This is a genomic window from Roseobacter cerffii, from assembly GCF_054226325.1.
Genome location: NZ_CM135757.1, coordinates 813,941 through 838,562 on the forward strand (window position 1 = coordinate 813,941; position 24,622 = coordinate 838,562).

Annotated in this window: 19 protein-coding genes; 9 read left to right on the forward strand and 10 right to left on the reverse strand. The window is 61.5% G+C overall.

Annotation, left to right across the window (positions count from 1 at the left end; translation table 11 throughout):
* Positions 1-3: 3 nt before the first annotated feature.
* Complete coding sequence (locus ACVC7O_RS04065) at positions 4-753, reverse strand: sulfite exporter TauE/SafE family protein (protein ID WP_458324807.1); 750 nt, start codon at positions 751-753, stop codon at positions 4-6.
* Positions 754-1,329: 576 nt separating this feature from the next.
* Between ACVC7O_RS04065 and ACVC7O_RS04070 the strand changes: the two genes are divergently transcribed.
* The 3 genes from ACVC7O_RS04070 to ACVC7O_RS04080 all read left to right on the forward strand — a co-directional run bounded on the left by ACVC7O_RS04070 (position 1,330) and on the right by ACVC7O_RS04080 (position 4,856).
* Entirely contained in the window at positions 1,330-2,715 is a 1,386-nt protein-coding gene (locus tag ACVC7O_RS04070) for a cytochrome ubiquinol oxidase subunit I (protein WP_458324808.1), read from the forward strand.
* 3 nt (positions 2,716-2,718) lie between these two features.
* Positions 2,719-3,729 carry a cytochrome d ubiquinol oxidase subunit II gene (locus ACVC7O_RS04075; RefSeq protein WP_458324809.1) on the forward strand — a complete coding sequence of 337 codons (1,011 nt, stop codon included), beginning with the start codon at positions 2,719-2,721 and terminating at the stop codon, positions 3,727-3,729.
* A gap of 95 nt (positions 3,730-3,824) precedes the next feature.
* Positions 3,825-4,856, forward strand: coding sequence for an aldose epimerase family protein (locus ACVC7O_RS04080; protein WP_458324810.1), 1,032 nt, complete (start codon positions 3,825-3,827; stop codon positions 4,854-4,856).
* 16 nt (positions 4,857-4,872) lie between these two features.
* Here ACVC7O_RS04080 and ACVC7O_RS04085 read toward each other — a convergent pair whose 3' ends face one another.
* Positions 4,873-5,529: an HAD family hydrolase gene (locus tag ACVC7O_RS04085; protein ID WP_458324811.1), complete on the reverse strand. Its 657-nt coding sequence runs from the start codon at positions 5,527-5,529 to the stop codon at positions 4,873-4,875.
* 139 nt (positions 5,530-5,668) lie between these two features.
* On the opposite strand from ACVC7O_RS04085, the gene ACVC7O_RS04090 reads away from it, so the two are divergent.
* Positions 5,669-6,694: an ABC transporter ATP-binding protein gene (locus ACVC7O_RS04090; RefSeq protein WP_458324812.1), complete on the forward strand. Its 1,026-nt coding sequence runs from the start codon at positions 5,669-5,671 to the stop codon at positions 6,692-6,694.
* Here ACVC7O_RS04090 and ACVC7O_RS04095 read toward each other — a convergent pair.
* Positions 6,691-8,397 (reverse strand): ABC transporter permease, encoded by a 1,707-nt coding sequence (locus ACVC7O_RS04095; RefSeq protein WP_458324813.1) that lies wholly within the window; start codon positions 8,395-8,397, stop codon positions 6,691-6,693. The two genes, ACVC7O_RS04090 and ACVC7O_RS04095, sit on opposite strands and share 4 nt — an antisense overlap.
* Positions 8,398-8,406: 9 nt before the next feature.
* Positions 8,407-9,384, reverse strand: coding sequence for an ABC transporter substrate-binding protein (locus ACVC7O_RS04100; RefSeq protein ID WP_458324814.1), 978 nt, complete (start codon positions 9,382-9,384; stop codon positions 8,407-8,409).
* 191 nt (positions 9,385-9,575) lie between these two features.
* Between ACVC7O_RS04100 and ACVC7O_RS04105 the strand changes: the two genes are divergently transcribed.
* Positions 9,576-10,616, forward strand: coding sequence for an aromatic ring-hydroxylating dioxygenase subunit alpha (locus ACVC7O_RS04105; RefSeq protein ID WP_458324815.1), 1,041 nt, complete (start codon positions 9,576-9,578; stop codon positions 10,614-10,616).
* Positions 10,617-10,624: 8 nt separating this feature from the next.
* Here the strand turns inward: ACVC7O_RS04105 and ACVC7O_RS04110 are convergent, their stop codons facing one another.
* On the reverse strand, positions 10,625-12,220 hold the full coding sequence (locus ACVC7O_RS04110) for a gamma-glutamyltransferase family protein (protein ID WP_458324816.1): 1,596 nt from the start codon (positions 12,218-12,220) through the stop codon (positions 10,625-10,627).
* Positions 12,221-12,330: 110 nt separating this feature from the next.
* Positions 12,331-13,407, reverse strand: a complete 1,077-nt coding sequence (locus tag ACVC7O_RS04115; protein WP_458324817.1) for a DUF2793 domain-containing protein — start codon at positions 13,405-13,407, stop codon at positions 12,331-12,333.
* A gap of 259 nt (positions 13,408-13,666) precedes the next feature.
* On the opposite strand from ACVC7O_RS04115, the gene ACVC7O_RS04120 reads away from it, so the two are divergent.
* Positions 13,667-14,188, forward strand: coding sequence for a FecR family protein (locus ACVC7O_RS04120; RefSeq protein WP_458324818.1), 522 nt, complete (start codon positions 13,667-13,669; stop codon positions 14,186-14,188).
* Positions 14,185-15,996, forward strand: a complete 1,812-nt coding sequence (locus ACVC7O_RS04125) for a CHASE2 domain-containing protein (protein WP_458324819.1) — start codon at positions 14,185-14,187, stop codon at positions 15,994-15,996. The genes ACVC7O_RS04120 and ACVC7O_RS04125 overlap by 4 nt, the downstream gene beginning before the upstream one ends.
* A 9-nt stretch (positions 15,997-16,005) precedes the next feature.
* Here ACVC7O_RS04125 and ACVC7O_RS04130 read toward each other — a convergent pair whose 3' ends face one another.
* From ACVC7O_RS04130 to ACVC7O_RS04145, 4 genes are all read right to left on the reverse strand, one after another.
* On the reverse strand, positions 16,006-16,785 hold the full coding sequence (locus tag ACVC7O_RS04130) for an IclR family transcriptional regulator (protein WP_458324820.1): 780 nt from the start codon (positions 16,783-16,785) through the stop codon (positions 16,006-16,008).
* Between the two features lie 9 nt (positions 16,786-16,794).
* Positions 16,795-18,153, reverse strand: a complete 1,359-nt coding sequence (locus tag ACVC7O_RS04135) for a TRAP transporter large permease (protein ID WP_458324821.1) — start codon at positions 18,151-18,153, stop codon at positions 16,795-16,797.
* Positions 18,153-18,815, reverse strand: a complete 663-nt coding sequence (locus ACVC7O_RS04140; RefSeq protein WP_458324822.1) for a TRAP transporter small permease — start codon at positions 18,813-18,815, stop codon at positions 18,153-18,155. Before ACVC7O_RS04140 ends, ACVC7O_RS04135 begins: the two co-directional genes overlap by 1 nt.
* Positions 18,816-18,968: 153 nt before the next feature.
* On the reverse strand, positions 18,969-20,198 hold the full coding sequence (locus ACVC7O_RS04145; protein ID WP_458324823.1) for a TRAP transporter substrate-binding protein: 1,230 nt from the start codon (positions 20,196-20,198) through the stop codon (positions 18,969-18,971).
* A gap of 108 nt (positions 20,199-20,306) precedes the next feature.
* Between ACVC7O_RS04145 and ACVC7O_RS04150 the strand changes: the two genes are divergently transcribed.
* Together ACVC7O_RS04150 and ACVC7O_RS04155 are read left to right on the forward strand one after the other, a co-directional pair.
* Complete coding sequence (locus ACVC7O_RS04150) at positions 20,307-21,902, forward strand: GMC family oxidoreductase (RefSeq protein ID WP_458324824.1); 1,596 nt, start codon at positions 20,307-20,309, stop codon at positions 21,900-21,902.
* A gap of 86 nt (positions 21,903-21,988) precedes the next feature.
* A complete protein-coding gene (locus ACVC7O_RS04155; RefSeq protein ID WP_458324825.1) occupies positions 21,989-24,151 on the forward strand; it encodes an esterase-like activity of phytase family protein in 2,163 nt (720 codons plus the stop codon).
* The last annotated feature ends 471 nt before the right edge of the window (positions 24,152-24,622 follow it).

Sequence of the window (24,622 nt, forward strand, 5' to 3'; positions counted from 1 at the left end):
GGCTCAGCCATACCAGATCGCACGGCGGATCAAATTGAGCCCCATCAGGACAAAGACGACGAGGATTGCCGTCCGGAACCCGTCGCCTGAAAGGCGGTTTCGGAACACTTCACCAAGGCTGAAGCCGATCAGCGTGGGGATCAACATCGCCGCCGAGACGCCGGCCAGCGGACCTGTCATAAAGCCCAACTGGATGTAGGCGAGACACAGAGGCAGGCTGCCGACGAAGATCAGAAACCCGCTGGCGCGAACAAACTCGTCTTTGTCGACCTGTTTGGTCGCGAGATACATGGCTAGGGGCGCACCCCAGCCCGCAGTCATGCCGCCGACGACACCTGCAAGCAGTCCAAATCCCACTTGCGCTGCGCTGTCGTATCGCGCTGCGAGCGGTGGTACCAGTCCGCGCCACGAAACGGCAACGAAGAACAGGATCACCAGGCCCAGGACGGCGAGTAGCGCGCGGTCACCTGTGGTTTGCGTGGCAAAGACGGTGACGGTGACACCGGCCAGCAGGATCACCGCGAAGAGCGCATACCGGCGCACCGTCCGGCCAAGGCGCCCTGCGCGCCACAGCTGCCAGGCGTTGGAGCCGATCATCGGGAATAGAACCAGTGCAATGGCGGTGCGCGGGTCGAGAAACAGCGTCATCAGAGCGATTGCCGCCGTCGGCATGCCGATGCCCGCCAGCCCTTTGACGGCACCCGCCGCGAGAAAGGCGGCGGCAGCGATGACTAGAGTTGTGCTGTGGTCCAAGGGGATCAGTCCTGCTGTGGCCCTGCGACGGGCACAGGTCGCGCGAAGGTCATCCGAAACCACTCGGGTGTCAATTCGGCGATTTGATGTGCTTGATCGGTGGTGCCGCAAGGACCTGCAACAGTCTGTCGCAGCTCCTGTGGATGCATGCCGGACAAGCTGAGACTGGTAGACTGGGAGAGCAATCTTGGTGCGGGGGCGAGCCGCGGCAGAAGTTGATCAATTGGTGCGACATCACGCGAGATCCTGACGCGGTGCACAACAGGCCATACAGTCGAAAAGATCTAAGATGCTGTGAAGTATGACTTTTTTGAGGCGCTCCAGTCGATCCTGGCCTCTACACCTCCAACGCGCCGTGCCAGATCAGAAATTTAGCGACCCAATGTTTGGCGATACTAGTACCCGTATCATGATCACGAAAACCCGGTTTCCGCGAGATTAACAACCGATAGGCGTCTCCCGCGCCAGGTCTCACGACTGCGCGTTTCGTCGCACAGACACTGAAGTTCAGGCTTTGAAAACTATTTTTACTCTAGCAGGCGCGCCGTGCTTGCTGAATTTCTACGAGGGTAAACCATGGACACGTTGCTTCTGTCTCGCATCCAGTTTGGGGCGAATATCTCGTTTCACATCCTGTTCCCGACGATCACAATTGCGTTGGGCTGGGTCCTTCTGTTCTTCAAGCTGCGCTTTAGCGCGACGGGCGAGCAGAAGTGGATGGACGCCTACATGTTCTGGGTGAAGATCTTCGCGCTGTCCTTCGCGATGGGCGTGGTCTCGGGCATCACGATGTCCTTCCAGTTTGGCACCAACTGGCCCGGGTTCATGGAAACCGTCGGTAATGTGGCGGGGCCACTCTTGGCTTACGAGGTGATGACGGCCTTCTTCCTTGAGGCCGTCTTCCTCGGGATCATGCTCTTCGGTGCCTCGCGGGTGAAGCCCTGGGTGCACACGCTGGCTACCTTTCTCGTCGCTTTCGGCACCACCATGTCGGCCTTCTGGATCCTCGTGCTGAACTCCTGGATGCATACGCCGCAGGGCTATGAGTTGCGGGATGGGATCGTCTATGCGACCGACTGGTGGGCGATCATCTTCAACCCGTCGATGCCCTACCGGCTGGTGCATATGCTGCTTGCCTCCGGCTTGACCGTGGCCTTTCTGGTTGCCGGTATTTCGGCGCTGCGTCTGCTCTGGGGGGACCGGTCCGAGAGTGTGAAGACCACGCTGCGCTTTGGTATCATCACGGGTGCTGCGCTGATCCCGCTGCAGATTCTCGCTGGGGATTTCCACGGCCTGAATACGCTGGAGCATCAGCCGGCCAAGGTTGCCGCGATGGAGGGGAACTGGGAAACCGGGCCGAACATTCCGCTGCTGCTCTTTGCGGTGCCGGATGAAGAGGCGCGTCAGAACAACTTCGAGATCGGTGTGCCAAGCGGTGCGTCGATCATCCTAAAGCACAAGCCGTCTGGCGTTGTGCCCGGCCTGAACGACTTTGTGGCCGAGGATGGGACAGCGCTGCACCCGCCGGTAGCGCCCGTCTTTTACAGCTTCCGCATCATGGTGGGGACTGGCATGGCGATGCTGCTCCTGTCGTGGGGCGGGCTCTACCTACTGCGGCGCTATGGGGCAGGTGACATGCCGACACTGCCGCTGGTGGGCTTTGCCGCCATGAGCTTCAGCGGATGGATCGCCACGCTGGCGGGCTGGTACACCACCGAGATCGGGCGGCAGCCCTGGCTGGTGCAAGGGGTGCTCAGCACCAAGGATGCGGTCAGCGATGTGCCTGCTGGCATGGTGATGGGCACGCTGATTGGTTATCTGGCGATCTACGCGGCGCTGACCATCGCGTATATGTCGGTGATCACCTATCTGGCGCGCAAGGCGTCGCGGGGCGAGCCGCTTTCGACCCGGCGCTATCCGCGCAGTGGCGAGGCCGAAGTGGCCGTGATCCCGGGGGAATAGCAGATGGAGACGTTTGGCGATCCGGCGGTTTGGCTGCCTTGGACCTTCGCAGCCCTGATGGGGCTTTCGATCCTGATCTATGTGATCCTCGACGGGTTTGATCTGGGCGTCGGGCTGTTGATGCCGCTGGCCGACGATGCGGAGAAAGACCGGCTTGTTGCCTCAATCGGCCCGTTCTGGGATGCAAATGAAACCTGGCTGGTGCTGGCCATTGGCCTGTTGCTGGTGGCCTTCCCGCCCGCCCATGGAATTATTCTGACTGCCCTGTATCTTCCCGTTTTTGTGATGCTGTTGGGGCTGATCCTGCGTGGCGTGTCGTTTGAATTCCGCGCAAAGGCACCCATCGCCCAGAAGCCGCGATGGAACTTTGCCTTCTTTGCGGGCTCGCTGCTGGCATCGATGAGCCAGGGTTTCATGCTGGGCATGTATGTCATGGGCCTGACGTGGACGCTGCCGCACGTGGCCTTCGCCTTGCTAACGGCGGTCTTTCTCACCGTCGGCTACAGCTTTATCGGCGCGGCCTGGCTCATCGCCAAAACCGATGGCGCGCTGCAAGAGCATGCGGTCCGCTGGGCACGGGGCGGCATCTGGGGCTTGATCTTGGGCATTGGCGCGATCTCGCTGGCGACGCCTTTCGTGAGCCCGCGTATCTTCGACAAGTGGTTCAGCCTGCCGGAGTTCTTCTATCTCTCGCCGATGCCGCTCTTGTCGCTGGCGCTGGTGGGTTATCTCTGGTGGCAAATCCGCCATCTGCCGCACGCCGATGATCGCATGGCATGGGGACCCTTTGTTGCGGCCATGGCGCTCTTTGCGCTGGCTTTTGCCGGAATGGCCTATTCCTTCTACCCTTATGTGGTGCCCGAGCAGATTACGATCTATGACGCCGCGGCGGCGCCAGAGAGCCTGTTCATCATCCTGATCGGAACGCTTTTCGTACTGCCGGCGATCCTTGGCTATACGGTCCTGTCCTACTACATCTTCCGCGGCAAAGCGACGGAGCTGCGCTATGACTGACGCGGCCTGAGGGTCTGGCCGACACCTTGGAAATCTCCTTTTGCTAAAGGGGGATGGGCCGTGGCATCCTGCGCAAAAAGCAGGGACCGAGGGTGATGCAGACAGAGGTTTTTGGGCAGGTGGATGGCCGCGCGGTCGAGGCGGTGCGGCTGACCAATGGTGGCCTCGAAGCCCATCTGATCACCTACGGCGCACGGCTAACCCAGCTCTGGGTGCCGGACGCCAACGGGGTAAGGACAGACGTCGTGCTCGGCTTTGATGAGCTGCAAAGCTACATCGAGGATGATGCCTACATCGGCGCCACCTGCGGGCAATACGCCAACCGGATCGCTCATGGGCGCTGTCTCATTGAGGGAGAGCGTGTTCAACTCGACGTCAACGAGGGTGCGCATCATTTGCACGGCGGCAGGGTGGGGTTTGATCGGAAGATATGGCGCATCGCGGCGCTCGACGATCACAGCGTAACGTTTGCCGCGACATCGGAGGCAGACGAGATGGGCTTTCCCGGCCGCTCTCAACTCACGGTGCGCTACACCCTGACCTATGGGGGCGTGCTCGAGATCGAGATGACCGGGGACACTGATCAGACGACGTTGATGAATATGGTCAACCACGCCTATTTCAATCTCGCCGGGCACGGGGCGGGCGAAGTGCTGGATCATCAGCTTCAGATCGAAGCTGCTTTCTATACGCCCGTCGATGACGACCTGCTGGCCACCGGTGAGGTGCGTGCTGTTACAGGCACCCCCTTCGACTTTCAGAGCGCCAAACCCATCGGTCAGGACATCGCCGCACTCTGCTTGAACCCGGAGGGCGGTGGGTATGATCATAACTGGTGCTTGGACGGATCGGAGAGTGCCGCAGTGCTGTTTGATCCGGGTTCGGGGCGTCGGATGACGCTCAGCACGACTCAACCCGGTCTGCAGGTCTATACGGGCGGGTTCCTGCATGGCGGGATAATCGGCAAAGCTGGCCGCCCACTCTGCCGATTTGCCGGGGTCGCGCTCGAGACCCAGGCGTTCCCCTGTTCGCCCAATTTCAAACATTTCCCGGACACCACGCTCAGCCCCGGAGAGACCTATCGGCACGTGACCCGGTTGCAATTCAGCGCCGAAGCCTTCGGTTAGTGGCCTTGCTCGGTGCTCAGGAGCTGAAGATGCCCGGCTCTGTCCAATCTGCGAACACCTTGGCACAGCTATCGGCGGGCAATTCGCTGTTCAGATAGCCGCCAGAGTAGAGCCAGAAGTCGACACCAGCAGCACGCGCGGTCTCGCAATCGACCGCGCTGTCCCCGACAAAGACCGTCTCTGCCGGCACTGCGCCGAGCGCATCAATCATGTTGAGCAGCACCTCGGGGTCGGGCTTTTTCGGCTGGCCATCACGCGCGCCGACGATCCGCCTAAAGAGCGGTGATAGACCGAGATCGTCACAGATATGCTGTGCCGGATCCTGCGGTTTGTTCGTGCATATGCCGAGCGCCTTGTCCGCATCCCGCAGCCGCTGAAGGTGCGGCAGCGCGCCATCATAAATCCGGGTCAGCGCGACACCATTCGCCTCATAGGCCGTCAGAAAAGCCTGTAGGGTCTGGCGATGCAACTCAGGCTCCAAGCCGCCGGTGGCGGTCAGCCCACGCTCCACCAGTTTCTCCACCCCGTTGCCGACAAAAGAGATCACGGCCTCAAGGCTCAGCGGCCCGCGTCCGAGTGGTTCCAGAGCCGCGTTCAAGGCGGCGTGAAGATCGGGCGCGCTGTCGATGAGCGTGCCATCGAGATCGAAGATAAAGGTGGTTTTCTCGGCCATAGGTCCGCTTAGTCTGAGGTGACAGGTGTGACCAGCCCGTTCTGACTATCGCCTGCGAAAAGGCTCTGGGTGACATCAGACTGTCACAGACCTATGTCTCTGGTCGCGGGATGTGATGGGGCAAGGCGGGGAAACTGCAGTGAGTATCTCGGTTCAGGGGCTGACCAAGAGGTTCGGCGCGTCGACGGCTGTCGACGACATCAGCTTTGACGCTGAAGAGAACGAGTTTTTCACGATTGTCGGTGCCTCCGGCTGTGGCAAAAGCACGTTGCTGCGTTTGATCGCCGGGCTCGAGACACCGGATGCGGGTGAGATCGTGCTCGATGGTCAGGTTGTCGCCGGCGCGGGCCTGAACGTCGCGCCAGAGGAGCGGTATGTGGGCGTGGTGTTCCAGTCCTATGCGCTCTGGCCGCATATGACGGTTCTGGGGAATGTGGCCTTCCCGGATCAAGCACGCGGGCTGGATGCGGCGGCAGCGGAAGACAGGGCGCGCCGTCATTTGGGCACGGTGTCGCTGACCACCTTTGCGGATCGTAAGCCTGAGAACCTCTCGGGCGGGCAACGCCAGCGTGTCGCGCTGGCGCGCTGTCTCGCAGGCGATGCGCGCACCATTCTGATGGACGAACCGCTGGCAAATCTCGACCCGCATCTGCGGGGCGAAATGGAGCAGGAGTTGCACGCCTTTCACCGCGCCTCCGGTGCAACGACGCTTTACATCACCCACGATCAGCGCGAAGCGATGGCACTTGCGGACCGGATGGCAGTCATGGAGGCGGGCCGGTTTCTGCAGGTCGGCACACCGCAGGACATCTATGACGCGCCGCGACATGAGACCGTGGCGCGGTTCATCGGGCGCGGCGCTTTGGTGCGCGGCGTTTGTCGTGCAGGCGAGGCCGCGATTGCCGGACAGCGGTTCCCAGTGCGCGCGCAGCCGGGCCAGGCGGAGGGCGATGCCATGCTCTTTCTCCGATCGAGCGACGTAAACGTCGGGCCGGGAGGCGTCGCGGCAGAACTGGTGTCGGTCAAATATCGCGGCGGTGTCTGGGAGGCCCAGGCGCAGATTGACGGTGTCGATGCGCTCTTTGACGTCGATCTTGACCAGCCCGCCCGGGCCGGTGAGACCGTGCCGCTGATCTTTCGGAGCGGTTGGGTTATGCCGTCCTAAAGCCGCCACGGCACAACTCCGGGCGGTGCCCTGCGACCGAGCCTGTCCAGCGCAACCATGAGAAGCACCGTTGCGATTACGGTGACAGCCGACATGGCTGCAGCCAGCGTCGTGTATCCGCCATCCTCGTAGTTGAAGATCGTGGTGCCGATGGTCTCCGTCCCGCTTGACCACAAGAGGGCGGAGACCGTGATTTCATTGTAGGCCGTTAGGAACACGAGGATTGCGCCCGAGGCTGCAGCTGGTGCCATGAGAGGCGCCGCGATCCGGCGCATGCGCAGCCCGTAGCCCGCGCCCGAGACACGCGCGGCTTCGTCCAGCGCGGGATCGAGCTGCAGGTATGCGGCACTGATCGGTTTCAGGGCAATTGAAAAGAATGCGCAAACGTAGGCGAGAAAGATTATGGTCAGAGTGCCGTAAATCGAGATGCCGATAAGCGGAAGCGGCTTGATGAAGGCGAGGATGAAGGCGATGGAAATTACCAGGCCGGGGATCGCGTAGGTCATCTCGGCCAATGTCGCCAGACCTGTGCTGAGCTTTCGCGCGCCTCCCTGCGGTGCCGCCATGAAACGGGCCAGCGGCAGGCAGAGAGCGGCGATGATCAAGGCGGCACTGCCGGCCGCGAGGGTCGAGTTGAGAAAGGCGCGCGCGGTCACGGATTGGCGAAACAGGATTTCGCTGAAGTTGTCGAATGTGAGCGTGGCCCATGTGAGCGGCAGGCCGTAGGTCTTCACCAGAGCCGTGGCGAAGAGCGAGGTGACCGGCAGCACCAGCGTGACGAGGATCAGGCTCGCCAAGGCCAGCTCGACCCAACCGCGGGTACGGCCAAGCGCAATGCCGAGCGCGGGCTGAGGTGGACCGATCAGAGCGTTGCGGCGCCGCTGAGACAGCTGCATTTGCAGGACAATCACCGCCACCGCGACGACTGCAAGCAAGGCAGCGATCACAGCAACATCGGTCAACACCGATGGGCCAAAGCTCGCCAGCCGCTGCCACATCAGCACGGGCAGCGTGGTGTAGCGCGCGGGAATGCCCAGGAGCGCCGGGATGCCGAAATTGCCAAGTGCCGAGACAAAGGCAAGCGCGAAGCCTGCGATCAGGGTTGGAGCGAGCAGGGGCAGGATGATGCGCCGCAGCAGGACCAGCGGTCGCGCACCGGACACCCGCGCCGCCTCGGCCATCTCGCGGGGCAGGGCGCGCAAGGCGGCCAGCAGCACGAGAAACACCAGCGGGCCGTGCTGGATACCGAGCAGGGCAACGACGCCTTCCCGCGAGTAAAGCGGATGGGTCGCGCCGAGTTCGGGTGCGATCCCGAGGCTGCGGAGTATAGGCGAGGATGGTCCCATCGCCTGGATCCACGCGATGGCAGTCACATGCGGCGGGATCATCATCGGGATCAGCAGCAAGAACGTGTAGAGCCCCTTGCGGCGGATATCGGTGAGCCCGATGACCAGCGCGGTGATCACGCCGTAGATAACCGCAAGCACCGCCGACAGAAACCCGCTCTCGAGGCTGTTCCACAGGGCACGCCGCACCGCGCGGCTGTTCAGCGCGTCGATCATCGGCTGAAGGCTCACGCCGCCATCGGCGCCCTTGATCGCCACCTGCAACAGCAGGCCCAGCGGCAGCACAAAGAGCGTGAGGCCCAGAAGAATGAGAGCGGCGAGGGTCAGCCCCTCGCCGCTGCGCAGGTATCGGATCATGCGGGTGCGTCAGCCGCCGAAGATGTCGACGAACCGTTCCTTGTTCGCCTGATCGTTGGCCAGAGCCTCCGCCGGGTCAAAATCCAGCAGTTTGATCTCGCTGCGGGGCGGGAAGCCCTCGGGTGGCGTGATGTCGGGATGAGCGGGCAGATACCCCATGTCGGCGGCCAGTTGCTGGCCTTCTGGCGAGATCAGAAAGTCGACAAAGGCCTTAGCGGCCTCGGGGTTCTGCGCGGTTGACAGGATCGCAACGGGCTCGGTGACCGCGCTCACACCCTCTTCCGGGAAGACGAAGGCTACGGGTGCGCCATTGGCCATTTCGCGGATCGGCAGAAAGTCCACCACAAAGCCGTAAAGCTTCTCGCCGCCCGCGATCGCCTTGTAGGTCCCACCGTTGCCGCCCTGCGGGTTCGCGCCCTGATCTGCGAGCTGTTCATAAAAATCCCAGCCGAGGTCGGGGTTGCCGGTGATCGCCGCCATATGGATCGTGGCCGCCCCAGAGGTCAGCGGCGAGGGCATCGCCAGCTTGTCCTTGGCATCGCTGTCCAACAGGTCCTTATAGGACGTGGGCACCATCGGCGCGCCGGTGTTGTAGACGATCCCCGTGGTGATCAGCTTGGTGGAGAAGTAGTGCCCTTCGTCATCCATGAGCGCCGGATCATAAGTGCTTGTATCAGCTTCTGGGTAAGCCATCAGGCGGCCTTCGGCTTCCAGGCCCTCCATGGTGACCATGTCCGCGATCAACAGCACGTCAGGCTGCGGCGCGCCCGCTTCGAACTCGGCGCGTAGCTTGGCCATCACCTTCGTGGTTCCATCGCGGATCCAGTCAACCTCTACATCGGGATACTTGGCCTGGAAGGCATCGACGGTGCGTTGGGCATCCTGGTTGGGCTGCGAGGTGTAAAGGACCAGTTTGCCCGAGATGTCTGCCGCAAAGGCAGAGGTCGCCAACAGCGTGGCGGCGAGCGATGCGACAAGCTTGCGCATGAGATACTCCATTGGTTTCGGCTTTAGACCCCGAAGGCCTACAGGGTCATTGTGACAGCCTGACAACAAGGCATCAGGACAGACATCATCCAGGCATCTGCGTGACGCGTGGACCCGGCAGAGGAGTTTGCGCTGGACTGTGTCATGGAACAGGGTTTGAATTCGGCTCGGGATACTTGGAAGGTGATCGCATGTTTCTCAAGAACGCCTGGTACGTCGCCGCATGGGACTATGAGATCACGCGCGCGTTGCAGCAAATCGTGGTCCTGGGCGAGAAGATCTGCATCTTTCGCTCGGAAAGTGGCGAGTTGGTTGCTCTGGAGGATGCCTGCCCACACCGCAAGCTGCCGCTCTCGAAAGGCCGGATCAAAGGGGACACGGTCGAATGTGGCTATCACGGGCTGACGTTCGATTGTGCCGGGCAATGTGTGTGGGCTCCGGGGGCGGGACGCATTCCTTCAGAAGCGCGGGTGCATGCCTATCCCTTGCATGAGAAGTACGGTCTTGTCTGGATCTGGATGGGCAACCCTGCGCTCGCCGATCCATCCGAGATTTTCGAAATCGCGCACTATGGCGATCCGGCCTGGGGGATCAACCGCGGTGCCGCGATGGAGCTTGAGTGCAACTACCTGCTGATGTGTGACAACCTGCTCGACCCCACCCATGTGGCCTGGGTGCATGAGAGCAGCTTTGGCCAGAGCGCCACGAAGGATGCGCCGCTCCGGGTGACCAAGACCGATGCGGGGGTGATCGTGCATCGCTGGATGATGGACGTGGAGCCTGCGCCCTTTTACAAGAAGGTCGTGAGTTTTGAGGGAAATTGCGACCGGCTGCAGCACTATGAGGTGCGATATCCCAGCCATGCGCTGATCAAGGCGGTGTTCACGCCGGCGGGCACGGGCGGGCCCGATGGTCCGCTGCACGAGGACGTCTTCCTCATGGACAGCTATAACTTCATGACGCCAACGACCGAAAGCACGACGCGATACTACTGGTTCCAGCTGCGCAATATCCGGCCCGATGATGCCGCGCTGTCCAAGATGATGAGCGCGGATGTGCAAAAGGCCTTTGAGGAGGATCGCGCAGTCTTGAACGAGGTGCAGAAGGGGATGTCTTCCAAACGCACACCGCATATTGATTTGCCGATTGATGCGGGCCAACTGCGGTTCAGGCGGCAGCTGCAGGCGATGATCAACGAAGAGCAGCAGGTGGATCGGCAGATGGCGGAGTAGCCCGCCGGTCAGAACCCGACCGCAGCACCGTCTTTCCGCGGGTCGGACCCCGCCACATAGCCGCGCCCGGGCAATCGGTGGATCAGCTGTGCACCGCCGAAGCCGAAGGCATTGTCCGGCGCCTCCAGTGTGATCTCGTGGCCCATTGCCCGCAATGCCTCGAGCGTGGGCTCGGGCAGCGTGGTTTCGCAGGCAACGCCCAGTCCGTGGGTCACGCGCCACCGCGGCGCATCCACCGCCATCTGCGGGTCCTGACCGAAGAGCTGCGTGCGCAAAACCGTCTGCACATGCCCCTGCGCCTGCATTGGTCCGCCCATCACCCCAAAGCTCATCTTGGGTTGCTCGGGTCCCATCAGGAAGCCGGGAATGATCGTATGAAAGGGGCGCTTGTTGGGCCCCACGCAGTTCTGGTGCGTCGGATCGAGGCTGAATCCTGCGCCTCGGTTCTGCAGCGCAATCCCTGTGCCCGGCACCACCACGCCCGAGCCAAAACCTGCGTAGTTCGACTGGATGAAGGACACCATCATGCCTGAGGCATCCGCCGCGGTCAGATAGACTGTCCCGCCGTGTTTGGGTGCACCTGCGCCAAAGTTCGTGGCACGGCTCAGATCGATCTCTTTCGCGCGGGCCGCCAGATAGCCGTCGTCCAGTAAGTCGTCGACGGTGATCGTCTTCATATGGTCGAGATCGGCGACATAGTGTTCGGCGTCGCGCAAGGCGAGCTTCATCGCTTCGATCTGGAGATGAAGGGACTGCGGGTCGTCCGGGTCCATGTCGCGGATGGCGGTGTTCGACAGGATGCCAAGCCCCATCAACGCGGCAATGCCTTGGCCGTTGGGCGGGATCTCATGCAGGGTGACATCGTCGAACGTTTTGTTGATCGTCCCGCACCAGTCGGCTTTGTGCGCCGCGAGATCATCCACCGAGAGAGCCGCACCGTGCTGCTCGGCGAACGCGGCGATCTTGCTGGCCAGCTCGCCCTCGTAGAATGCCTTGCCCTCGGTCTCGGCGATCAACCGCAAGGTTTGGGCATGGGCTAGGCTGGTGAAGTACTCCCCGGCACGTGGGGCTCTTCCGCCCGGCATGAAGGCCTCCGCAAATCCGGGCTGCTCCGCCAGTTGACCCGCGGCGCGCTGCCAGAGCGCAGCAATCACAGGGGACACGGGAAAGCCTTTCTCCGCATAGCCAATGGCTGGCTCGAACAGGGCCTCGAAAGCAAGCTTGCCAAAGCTCTCAGACAGCGCAACCCAGGAGGAAACCGCACCGGGAACGGTAACGCTCTCCCACCCGTGAAACGGCATCTTGTCGAGATGTGCAAATCGGTCCGGTGTCCATCCCGCAGGCGACCGACCAGATGCATTGAGCCCGTGCAGCGCGCTGCCGTCCCAGAGGATGGCGAAGGCGTCCGAGCCGATCCCATTGCCGGTCGGCTCGACGACCGTCAGCGTGATTGCTGCGGCCAGCGCGGCATCCACCGCATTGCCACCGCGCGCGAGCATGCTCAGACCCGCCTGCGCAGCGAGTGGATGAGACGTGGCAACGAGGTTGTCCGCGGCCACGGCTGACCGGCGGGATGGGTAGGGGTGATGGGCGCGTAGCTGCATGGATTGATCCTTCGCTACGTCACTCCGGTTTTGTGCTCGGGTGACGCAAGGAAGGATGTGGTCCAAACTTGATCGCCCGTCAAGCAAGCCCGCCCCTTTGGCTATAGTCGTTAGCCGACCTTGAACCCCCAGAAACTGGTCTGAGCGGCCATGAAGTAGCCGTCAAAGTCGCGCAGGCGGCCCTGCAGCTCCACCGTGTCGCCAGCCGCGAGCTGTACCATCGTTTGAACATTGACCGTCGTCGCTTCCGACACATGCGGCCCGGCGTTCTCGTTCAGCGAACCGGCGATGACATCCGTGCCGTTGCGCAGCAGCCGCGCGCCCATCCGTGCCTGATCGGAGGCGTTCTCCTTGAAGGTCAGCGCTGCGCCGAAGACATAGCTGCCCGCAACCGGGGCCACGAATTGATTGGCGCCAGCATCCAGCGCGTTCTGGTCGTTGAACTCCGCGTCGTTGATCGCGATGGTCGTCCAGACGTCGGCTGCGCTATAGTTGTCGAAGTTGGTCACCGCCTTGAACCGGGGCAGGTTCGGCTGCTCTACAACGCCCGTGCTTGCGTCGACGATCAACCCATCGCGAAAATCGGTGCCGTTGGCGGAGGTGGCGAGGCGAATGTCGTCGCTGCCGAAAAGGCCAAAGAGGGCGCGGGTGCCGAAATCCTGCTGGAACACGAAACCTGCGTCATCGCCCGTGGCCTCCTTGTTGATGGTCGAGATCATGTCGCCATCGCCACCATCGGCCTGATAAAGCGCAGTCCAGACCGCACCGTTGATCTTGGCCGAAAACGGCGCCGTGGGCAGCGAGACCATTCCAAGGCCGAACGCCTCGATTTCCTGCAACTCGTCGCTGTCGAGGTCGATCCATTCGGTTCCGTCAAACACGACGAGCGTCTCGCGCCCTGTCACATAGGCCCGCCAGCCGGGTTTTGGATCAAAATACTGCCAAAGGCCATTTTCAAAGAGCGTCAGCCGCCCATCCTGCCCGGCCCAATCACCGCTTGCGGCATCGCCGACGATATGGCGGTCCCCTTCTGCAGGCGTGCCCGGAGGCGCTGGCTGATCGTCCGTCAAAACGGCCAGCTGCGTCAGCACATCGAGAATGCGCAACGCCTCGTTATGGGTGACGTGCTTCTGAGCCTGATTGGGCTGAATGAACGGCAAGGACAGGCAGCTTGAGGTATCGGCCATTGGAGTTCCCATGAGAAGATATGTACATGGGTCAACCTCGGCGAAACATCTTGCAGCGCGCTTAAGCCACCGTGCGTTGGGGTACGCGTCGGCGTTTTCGGTCGCTTTTCGCTCGGCGATCAGATGTCCTCGCGTTCCTCTCTTCTGTCGGGCCGCGTTTGGTGATACGCACAGGGACGTCGAAGGTGTCGTCGGACATGTTGAAAAGGGGCTGGCCAATCGCCCGGTGGCGGCAGGTCAGCGGTGAAAGGCTATGTCTATGAGTATGTTACGTATTGGTGTTGCACAATTGACCTTGGCCCTGGTGGTCGCTGCCGGACCTCTGCAGGCGCAGGTGCCGCCGAATTGCACGGTGGAAACGGCCACTGATCCCGAGCGGCAGGTGCTGTCCTGTGACTTCGGTGTCGTGATCGAGATGGAAGCCGCCGCGCAGATGGGCTTTGTCGATGCCGCGGACGACGAGGCACCCAGTGTCATCGATCTGGAGACCGGCGCGGTTCTGATCGAGGCGGAGAAGGGCGAGGCGCGCCCTCAGATTCGCACGCCGCATGCCATCGCCGCTGTGCGCGGCACGGTCTATGTCGTGGATGTCACCGCCGATCAGACCTCCGTCTTTGTCGTTGAAGGCGAGGTCGCGGTCACGCAGACCGGAACCGACAGCGCGCCTGTGCTGCTGGGCACCGGCGATGGCGTTGACGTAAGCGCCTCCACCACACCCCTGGAAGCGCGACCTTGGCCTGCTGACCGCGCCGCTGCATTGCTTGCACGCTTCGGACGATGAAGCAAAGCGCCCGGGCGCCGCTGCTCCTCGGCGTCCTGACACTGATCGCTGCTGGTGTCTGGGCCGCCGCTATCGCTGCCCCCCACCTGGCGGCCCGAGAAAGCAGTCTCGATCGGCTCGAGGCCGCCCTGCTTGACCTGCGGTTGTCGATTTTTGGGCCAGTGGATCCTGTTGCAGATGTGGCTATCGTCGCCATCGATGATGCGACGCTTGCCAGCAGCCAAAGCGCCGCAGGCTCCAACCGTGAGCTCATGGCGCGGACCCTCAGCGCGATTGCCGAGGCCGGGCCAACAGTGATCGGCCTCGACGTGGTGCTTGCCGATCCGGGGGATGCGGAGGTCGATGCACAGTTGGCGGAGGCACTGTCTCAGGTTCCAACCGTCATTGCCGCTGCTGGCAGTTTTTCGGATGCTGCCTTGGCCTCCGACGTTGCGCGGCCCTCCTCAATCTTGAGGCCACAGCCAGTCTTTGCGGATGCCGCTCAGGTGGCCCTCGTCAACGTGTCGACGGATGCAAACGGGACACCCCGCTACATCTCCACCGTCTTTGCGACGGACAGGGGCGTCGAGCCGTCCTTTGCGCTTGCGATCGCGTCAGGCTTTCTTGGAACAGAGCCGGAGATCAACGCCAATGCGCTTGATTTCGGCAGCACTCCGGTGCCGCTCGATATCGGGTTGGCGATGCCGCTGCGCTTGATCGGGGCCGAGGGGCGCGTCCCGACCTATTCGGCAGCGGCTGTCTTGAACGGCGCCCACGCAGAAGCGTTGGCGGGCAAGGCCGTTATCGTCGGGTTTACTGCCACGGCCTTTGGTGACCGCTTTCGCAGCCCCTATGACGACAGCGTTCCAGGTGTTGAGATCATGGCGGGCGCGGTCTCACAGATGTTGGGCAGCCGATCCTTGCGCCGCGATCTCCAGACCCGTCGCATCGACGTCAGCGCGACCGTCATTCTGGCACTTCTGGCAAGCGGCTTGGTTTTGATCCTGCCACTGTCGAGCGGCATTCCCGCAGCCCTTGCGCTCGTTGCGGCCTGGGGTGGCGGGGTTTTCTTCGCTTTCTCTGCGGGTATCTGGTTGAGCGCTGCGGTGCCATTGGCCGGCGCGCTGGTGCCCGTCGCCGGAGCTGCCGTGATGCGCTACTACACCGAGAAGCGCCGCGCGGCTCGGGGCGCAAAGGCGCTCGAGGCTCTGAAGCAGTTCCAGTCGCCGCTCCTGGCCGAGATGATCGCGGACGACCCGAACTTTCTCAAACAGCCGACCGCCAAATCGTTGTCTGTCTTCTTCATCGATCTCAGCGCCTTCACGCTGCTCTCGGAGCGGCTTGGCCCGGTGGGGACGCAGGATTTGCTCAAGAGTTTTCATCAGATCACCGCTGCAGCGGTCGAGCGTGAAGGCGGTGTGGTGCTCAACTACATGGGTGATGGCGCGCTCGCTGTTTTTGGCATGATCGACGATGGTGAGGGCAGCGCGGATCAGGCGCTGCGCACGTCCTTCACGCTGATCCGCGATCTGGCCGCCTTGGGGCAGGGGGAGTTCACGGTCGGCTGCCGGATCGGGCTGCACTACGGCGATGTGATCCTGTCGCGGCTGGGGGGCGATCATCACCAGCAGGTCTCCGTGGCTGGGGACAGTGTGAACCTGACCAGCCGCCTGCTGGAGATCGCGAAAGCCGAAGGCGCGGTCATCGCCGCCACAGAGCCATTCCTCGAGATGACGCAAGAGCCACCGCAACGCCCGGCCGATCACGTCAAACCGGTTGAGGTCCGCGGTCGGGAAGGCGGTGCCAATGTACATTTCTGGGTCGGCTGAGCGGCCAGATCAGCTGTTGATCAACGCGCTCAACTCTTGCGCCGCGCCACGCAGGTCATCAATATGCTGGCTCAGTGAGGTAATGTCGTGGCGCTGCAAGGGCGCATGTACGGACAGTGTCGACACCAGGCGTTTGCGGTCATCGAGGATTGGCACCGCGACGGCGACCATGTCCTCCATGAACTCCTGATTGTCCATCGAATAGCCGCGCTTGCGGGTGGCTTCGATCTCGGACTTGAGCGCGTCCTTGTCGGTGATGGTGCTCGGCGCATGGCTTTCGAGTGTGGCTGCAGCGAGATACCGGTCGAAATAAGCCGGGCGCAGCGACGACAGATACATCTTGCCGCTGGCGGTGCAGTAGAAGGGCACTTGTGTGCCCACGGGCAGTTGGATCCGCAGTGGCCAGTGTGTCTCGACCCGGTCGAGATAGGTCATGCCGTCCCGATCCGGGGTGGCAATGTTGCAGGTCTCGCCGATCTTTTCGGCCACGCTGCGCAGGATCGCCAGCCGCACCGTGCGGATCCGTTGCGACGAGGCGGTATGCACCGACAACTGCCGCAGACGAGGGCCGGGCCCGTAGGACCGGCCGTCGATGTCTCTTTGCAAGAAGCCCTCAGCCTCTGCCGTGTTGAACAGCCGATGCAAGGTGGGCTTCGGCAGATTGAGCGTGTCCTTCAGCGCCGTCGGCGTGACGGGCACTCCGGCTTTGGCAACTTCCTCAAGCAGGACCAGCAACCGGAGGTTGGTCGGGATCTGGCCCTGCTGTTGGTTTGCTAAATCGTCCGGCATGATCGCTCGTTATCTGTTCGGCAGAAGTGCCAGTGCCAGATCCGGGACGAGGGCCACGAGGAACCACACCGCCAGAAGTGACATAAGGTACATGGTGGAGTACCGCAGAAGGCGGAAATAGGGAACACCCGTTACCCCGGATGCGACATAAAGGTTAAGACCGTAGGGCGGCGTGATAAAGCCGATGGAGGCCCCAACGAGGAAGATCACCGAGAAGTGGATCGGGTCAACGCCCACGGATGCCGCAATCGGCGCGAGAATAGGCGCCAGAATGATCGTGACAGGCAGCGATTCCAGCACCATGCCCGAGACGAACACGATGACCATCGCCGTTGCCAGAACCGCGTAGTAGCCGCCCATGGAGATCACGAAATCACCGATCACCTGCTGTGCGCCGAGCAGTGAGAGGATCTGCTGCATCACCACCGAAATCGCAATCAGCGGCGCAAGAATGCCGGTGATCTGCGCCGAGCGAACGACGATGCCGGGGATCTGTGGAATGGTGAACCCTTCGACCAGCAGCATCTCGGCATAGCTCTTCTCGGTCCAGTCCTTATCCTCGCGGATGCGGAAAAGGTGGCTCAGCGCCCAGCTGAGCAGACCCGCGATGACACAGAAGCCCACGGTCACGCCCGCCGCCTCTGTGGGGGAGAACTTGCCGGTGTAGATGCCCCAGAGCACGAGGCCGATGGCAAAGAAGCCGAGCCAGGCGCCAAAGGCAGTCTTGAGCACACGGTTGAGCTGCAGCGGGATCAGGAACCCCCAGCCGTTGGCGCGGCAGATGACCCAGCAGGCGAACTGCATGCCGAAGACCATCAGCGCGCCAGGAATGATGCCCGCGACGAAGAGGTCCGAGATCGGCAGGTTCATCAGGAAGCCGTAGACGATGAAGATGATCGACGGCGGGATGATGATACCCACGGTACCGCCGGCGGCCGCTGTCGCCGCCGAGAAGCGCTCGTCATAGCCGCCCTTGACCATTTCCGGGTGCAACATAGACCCGATGGTCGCCGTGGTTGCGGAGTTGGAGCCCGAGATTGCCGCGAAGAGACCGCAGGCGCCCAGGCTCGCCATGGCGAGGCCACCGCGCAGCCAGCCGAGGCAGGCGTATGCGAAGTCTGACAGTCGTCGTGCGATCCCTGATTTGTTGATCAGGTCTCCGGTCAGGATGAAAAGCGGCATCGCCAGCAGGGCAAAGCCCTTGTTGAAGACGTTCATGAGCTCGGCGCCCATGTTGTCCAGCGTGAGCCCAAGCACGAAGGAGCAACCGATCACCCAATAGGCAATGACCAGAAGTACCGGCACGCCAAGCATGAACAGGCCGGTGACCCCAAGCGAGATAAGTGTGATGAGTGTACCGTCGGCCATTATGTGTCCCCCCCGATAACAGCTTGTTCGATCAGAGGTTCACCCGACCGGAATTTGCGCATGTCTTCCGCGATGTTCTGGAAGGCCCGTCCGGCCATCAGTACGGCGGCGATGGGCGCTGTGATCAGGAACCACCACTGCATGGTGTTGTCGGTGCCCAGCACGATCTGAAAATTGGCCGCCGAGTTCGCGGTCAGCCGGCATGTGGTCACGAAGAGGATCAGCGCAAAGCCGAACCACAGAAAGAAGTCGAGCCACAGGCAGGTGATCTGCCCGCCCCGTGGCATCTTTGTGCGGAATTCTGAGAAGCTCAGGTGCGTGCGGAGCCGGATATTGTAGGAGGCGCCGAACCAGGCCATGACCATAAAGAGGAACGGCGGAATGGTTGTCGACCAGGGCTGCTGGTTGTTGAACACGAAACGATCCACCACGCCCCAGAAGATGATGAAGGCGATGGCGAGATAGGAATAAACCATGACGGTCCGCTCCAGGTGACGTTCGATGAACGGGACCGAGCGGTAGATGAGCGAGACGAGATATCCGCCGATGATCAGGGCGATTGTGCCAAGATACCATTTGGCGTCAAGGCGTAGAGCGTTGGTGATCTCGAAACTGTCTTGCGAGGCTATCGCTGACAGGATCGTCCCCATATCCGATAACATAGACAAACCTTGTTCCTCCCAGAAGGTTTGATCCGCGGATCAGCGCAGGGCTGACAAAACATGGCGTGGCTCTCAGCGGCCACGGCCAGTCTTATGCGGAAAAAATGGCCGGCCCCCGCATGAGGGACCGGCTGTGTGCATGAAGCGCGCGGCTTATGCCTTCCACCAGCGACGTGGCTCGACGTTTTCGGCCAGCGTGTGGGGGTTGTTGCGGACTTCGTTGTAGATGTCCTGGTAGGTGTCGATGCCACCGGCCCAGCCGTTGATCCGCTCGCGCCACTGCTCCCAGAGTTGCGGCTGGAACTCGGGCGAGCACATCTCTTCGGCTTTCCGGCGCTCTTCGTCCGACAGGGTCGCCATGCGGACGTTGTTCTCGGCAAAGATCGTGCCGGGAAGCTGCGGGTCGGTTGCACCAACGGTATTGACCAGAGCCGCTTCGTTGGCCGCCTGTACGTGCACCTGTGTGAGGTAGGACGCTTCCATGACCGCGTCCTGCAACTCGCCGCCGAGGCTGTCGAAGACGGATGCCGACATCGCGGTGTGCTCTGTGCCGCAGAAGAAGCGCAGATCAACGGACTGGCTGACCACGGGCGACATGTTCGCGTAAGCCACAGCAGAGGCCCAGGTCTCGGCGCCGTCAATCAGGCCTTGCTTCAGACCATCGAGCGTCTCTTCCCAGGCGATTGGCACCGGATTCAGCTGCAGCGCGTTCATCGCGATGCGGCCCAGCTGTGTGCCGGTGACGCGGTTCTTGGAGCCGAAGAGCTCTTCGATGCTGGTCACGGTGGGTTTGTCTTCCCAAGCCAGACCCAGCTGGATGCCCCGCAGTTCGGCGTGGCTGAACAGGAATTTCAGGCCGTGGCGCTTCTCGAAGGGCTCGCGCAGGATGCGCTGCGATTCCGGGCTGTACATGAAGTAGTATTGGTCCGCACGGGTCCGGAACATGTAGGCGTAGTCGAGAACGTTCAGATAAGGCGCACCACCTGCCGAGTTCTGGGTCGAGGCGGCGTACATATCGACGATGCCCTGCTGCGTTTTCTCGACACAGGAGAGCTGGTTGCAGATCTGATTGTTGCCGATGAACTCGACGCGAATCTCACCGTCTGTACGGCTTTCCAGGTCCCGCGCGAACTCCAGAACGCCAGCACGCTCGATCAGCAGGTTTTGCGGGTTGAAGCCCGCCGCACCCATCTTCAAGGTGAACTTCGGCTCTTTCGCAAAGCGCTTTTCATATGAGGATTCAGCGGCTTGCGCCAGATTCGACAGGCTCATGGCCCCGCCGAAAGTACCCGCGGCCAGCAGCGTCGAGCTGAGACCATAGCGGCCCGCGACGCGGAATAAATCCCGACGCGACAGGTGCTTGATATTATTCTGAACTTTCATGACTTCCTCCCTGAATGTCATTTATTGAGACTAGTAGTCCCAAAAAACACTAGTATGATTAGTTCTTTTTGCATAGACTTTTTTTCACAGTGTACTTGGGAGGTCGAAGTGGAAGCTGATTTTATCGTCGTCGGTGCCGGGTCTGCCGGGTGTGTGCTGGCCAATCGGCTGAGCGCCAACCCCAACAACAAGGTGATCTTGCTCGAAGCGGGCGGACGGGACTGGAACCCCTGGATTCACATCCCCGTTGGCTACTTCAAGACAATCCACAATCCGTCCGTTGACTGGTGCTACAAGACCGAGCCGGATCCGGGGCTGAATGGGCGCTCCATCGAATGGCCCCGCGGCAAGGTCCTGGGTGGGTCATCTTCCTTGAACGGCCTCCTCTACGTTCGCGGTCAACCTCAAGACTATGACCGTTGGCGTCAAATGGGCAATAGCGGATGGGGCTGGGACGACGTTTTACCTCTTTTCAAGCGCGCCGAGAACAACGAGCGCGGGGCAGACGAGTACCATGGCGATGAAGGCCCGCTGTCTGTGTCCAACATGCGCATTCAGCGCCCGATCACCGATGCCTGGGTCGCGGCAGCACAAGCAGCGGGGTACAAGTTCAACCCGGATTACAATGGCGCAGACCAGGAAGGCGTAGGATTTTTTCAGCTGACCGCGCGCAACGGGCGCCGGTGCAGTTCTGCGGTGGCGTACCTGAACCCGGTGAAGAACCGACCAAATCTTCAGATCATCACCCATGCGCAGGTGGACAAGATCGAAATCACCGAAGGCCGCGCCACCGGCGTCAGCTATCAGGATCGCGGCGGTAACCTGCAAACCGTGACCGCGCGCCGCGAAATCGTGCTCTGTGGTGGTGCTATCAATTCGCCACAGCTGTTGATGCTGTCGGGCATTGGCGAGGCGGAGCAGCTTGCTGAACACGGGATTGAGGTGAAGAAGGATCTCAAGGGTGTGGGAAAGAACATGCAGGACCATCTGCAGGCGCGCCTGGTCTATAAATGCAACGAACCGACGCTGAACGACGAGGTCTCAAGCCTCTTTGGGCAAGCCAAGATCGGGCTGAAATACCTGATGTTCCGCGCAGGCCCCATGACGATGGCAGCCAGCCTCGCCACCGGATTCCTGAAGACCCGTGAAGATATCGAGACGCCGGACATTCAGTTCCACGTCCAGCCGCTCTCGGCAGAGAACCCGGGCAAGGGCGCGGATAAGTTCTCCGCTTTCACGATGTCCGTGTGCCAGCTGCGCCCTGAAAGCAAAGGGGAAATCCGGTTGAATTCAGCCAAGCCGCGGGAGTATCCGAAGATCATCCCGAACTACCTCTCAACCGAGACGGACTGCCGGACGGTCGTGGCCGGGGTGAACATCGCGCGCCAGATTGCGCGCCATGCCCCGCTGACCTCGAAGATTTCAGAAGAGTTCCGCCCGCATGCAAGCCTCGACATGGAGGATTATGACGCTACGCTCGATTGGGCGCGCAGCAACACCGCGTCGATCTATCACCCGACGGGCACCTGCAAGATGGGCTCGGACGCGGATGCGGTTGTCGATGCCGAGCTCAAGGTACATGGCATTCAGGGCCTGCGCGTGGCGGATTGCTCGATCATGCCCGAGATCGTCTCGGGTAATACCAATGCGCCCGCGATCATGATCGGAGAGAAAGCCTCGGACCTGATGCTGGCCGCGTCTTGAGAGTTCATAAAACTGATACATAAGCGTCATCTCTTTGTGTCGTGAGCCTGCGCCCTTGCCGGCATCTCAAGACCATGGAGTTTTCAATGACCAAGACACTGCTGCTGACCAGCACGCTGCTCGCGACTGCTGCGTTCACGCCTGCCTATGCCGAAATGAATTTCAACCGCATTGCGTCCTTCCCCGTGACGTCGAATTTCGACGGCGCAGTGCCGGACAAGACATCGGCCGAGATCATCGACGCGACGGCAGATGGCATGACCCTGGTCTATACGGACAGCCCGGCCGGTGTGATTGGCGCGATTGATATCACCGAACCGGCAGCACCCACGCCCAAGGGTACACTGGCGGTGGATGGCGAGCCGACCGCCGTGTCGATCATCGGCAACACGGCCTTCGTCGGGGTAAACACCTCCGAGAGCTACACCGCGCCCTCCGGGTTCGTGAAGGCCGTGAACCTCGCGGACATGAGCATCACGGCCACCTGCGATCTGGGCGGCCAACCTGACAGCACCGCGCGGGCCAAGGATGGGTCGTTCATAGCGGTAGCGATCGAAAACGAACGCGATGAAGACCTGGGCGATGGTCGCGTGCCGCAAATGCCAGCAGGTGATCTGGTGATGATCGACGTCGCAGACGGGACTCTGGATTGCGGCACCCTGCGCCGGGCGAGCCTGACCGGGCTGGCCGATGTGGCAGGTGAAGACCCCGAACCGGAGTTCGTGGATATCAATAACCTTGGCGAGGTTGTGGTCACTCTGCAGGAGAACAACCACATCGCAGTTGTGGCCAAGGACGGCAGCCTCGTGTCGCACTTTTCGGCAGGTGCCGTAGATCTCGACGGCATCGACATCACGGACGAACGCGCCGCACTGACCTTTGACCAAAGCCAGCCGGGCCGTCTGCGCGAGCCTGATGGCGTGCAGTGGATCGACGACAACCATTTCGCCATCGCCAACGAAGGCGACATGGACGGCGGGTCCCGTGGCATGACCATCTTCCACAAGGACGGCACGCTGGTCTGGGAGAGCGGCGCCGCGCTCGAACATGCGATTGTCGAGATCGGGCATTATCCGGACAAGCGTTCTGACAGCAAGGGCGCTGAGCCTGAAGGCATGGAGTTCGGGATCTTCGAGGGGACACCTTACGTCTTCGTGATGGCCGAACGTGCGTCGGTGGTCGCGGTCTATGACGTGAGCGATCCGGCCAATCCGGTGCTGAAACAGCTGCTGCCGTCGGGGATTTCGCCAGAGGGTGCGGTCGCGATCCCCGAGCGCGGTCTGTTGGCTACAGCCAATGAATTTGACGGCCTCGAAGATGGGGCGGCCCGCGCGCATGTGATGCTCTATCAATATGCCGAGGGGCCCGCGTCGTACCCGCATCTGACGTCCGCGGGCATGGACACGCTGACCGGTTGGGGCGCGATTTCGGGCATGGTCGCGGATGCCGCCGGCATGATCTACGCGGTATCGGACAGTTTTTATGGCTATCAGCCGCGCATCTTCAAGATCGATCCGTCCGGCACACCTGCGCGGATCGTCGAGGCGATTGACGTGACCCGCAACGGGATGCCAGCGCAGAAAATCGACATGGAGGGGATCGTCCTCGATGGCGAGGGCGGCTTCTGGGTGGCCTCCGAAGGCCGCACCGACCGTGTCATCCCGCACGCGCTCTACCACGTTGGCGCTGACGGCCAGATTGAAGACGAGATCGGCCTGCCGCCCGAGTTGATGGCGGTGGAGAAACGCTTCGGCTTCGAAGGCATCACGATGGTGGGCGACATCCTCTGGATGCCGGTTCAGCGGGAGTGGAAGGACGACCCGGAGAACCACGTGAAACTCGTTGCCTACAATCTCGATACCGAGGAATGGGGGGCCGTGCTCTATCCCAAAGCGGCGCCTGATAAGGGCTGGGTGGGCCTCAGCGACATGACCGTGCACGGCGATCAGGTCTACGTCGTGGAGCGTGACAACCAGCACGGGCTCGAGGCGGTCACCAAGAAGATCTATTCGGTTCCGCTGGCAGAAATGACCCCCGCCGCGCTCGGCTCCGAGCTTCCGGTCGTGACCAAAACCCTGGTCCGCGACCTGATCCCGGACCTCACATCGACCGGTGGCTATGTGCTCGACAAGGTCGAAGGGCTAGCGATCATGTCGGATGGAACGGCCTGGGTGTCGACGGACAATGACGGGGTCGATGACCATTCCGGCGAGACAATGTTCTTCAGCATCGGATCGGTCGAAGAATAATTTGGCTCAATCTCAAGGCATTGGACGGCGCTTGGCCCATTTCGGGTCGGGCGCTGTCAAACTCTGCATGACAGAGACGTGATCGGCCCAGTAATCTGCAGTCAGAGAATCGCTTGGGTCGGGGGATACGATGAAGCACGAGACCATTTCCGAAACGAAGATGTCGCAAGGTGTTTTGGGTCTCGATGAAAACGATGTTGCTCCCTTTGTCAGACGATGCATCAAGGAGCGGTCCTTGAGCCGGGTGGTGACCACCCTCAACAACGACCTTCTGTTTGGAACTCAGACCGAACGCGACGATGCCAAGAAAGCCCTCGACCGCCTCGGATTTCTCTGACACCTGATCCGCCGTTGTGCGGATCACTGCCTATCTTATCCACCAAAATTGACCGCTCAGGCGGGTAATTCTGTCTCTGGTAGGAATTTTTCATATACCTTTCAAATGCTTGGGCCTGTTACAAAATCTTATTG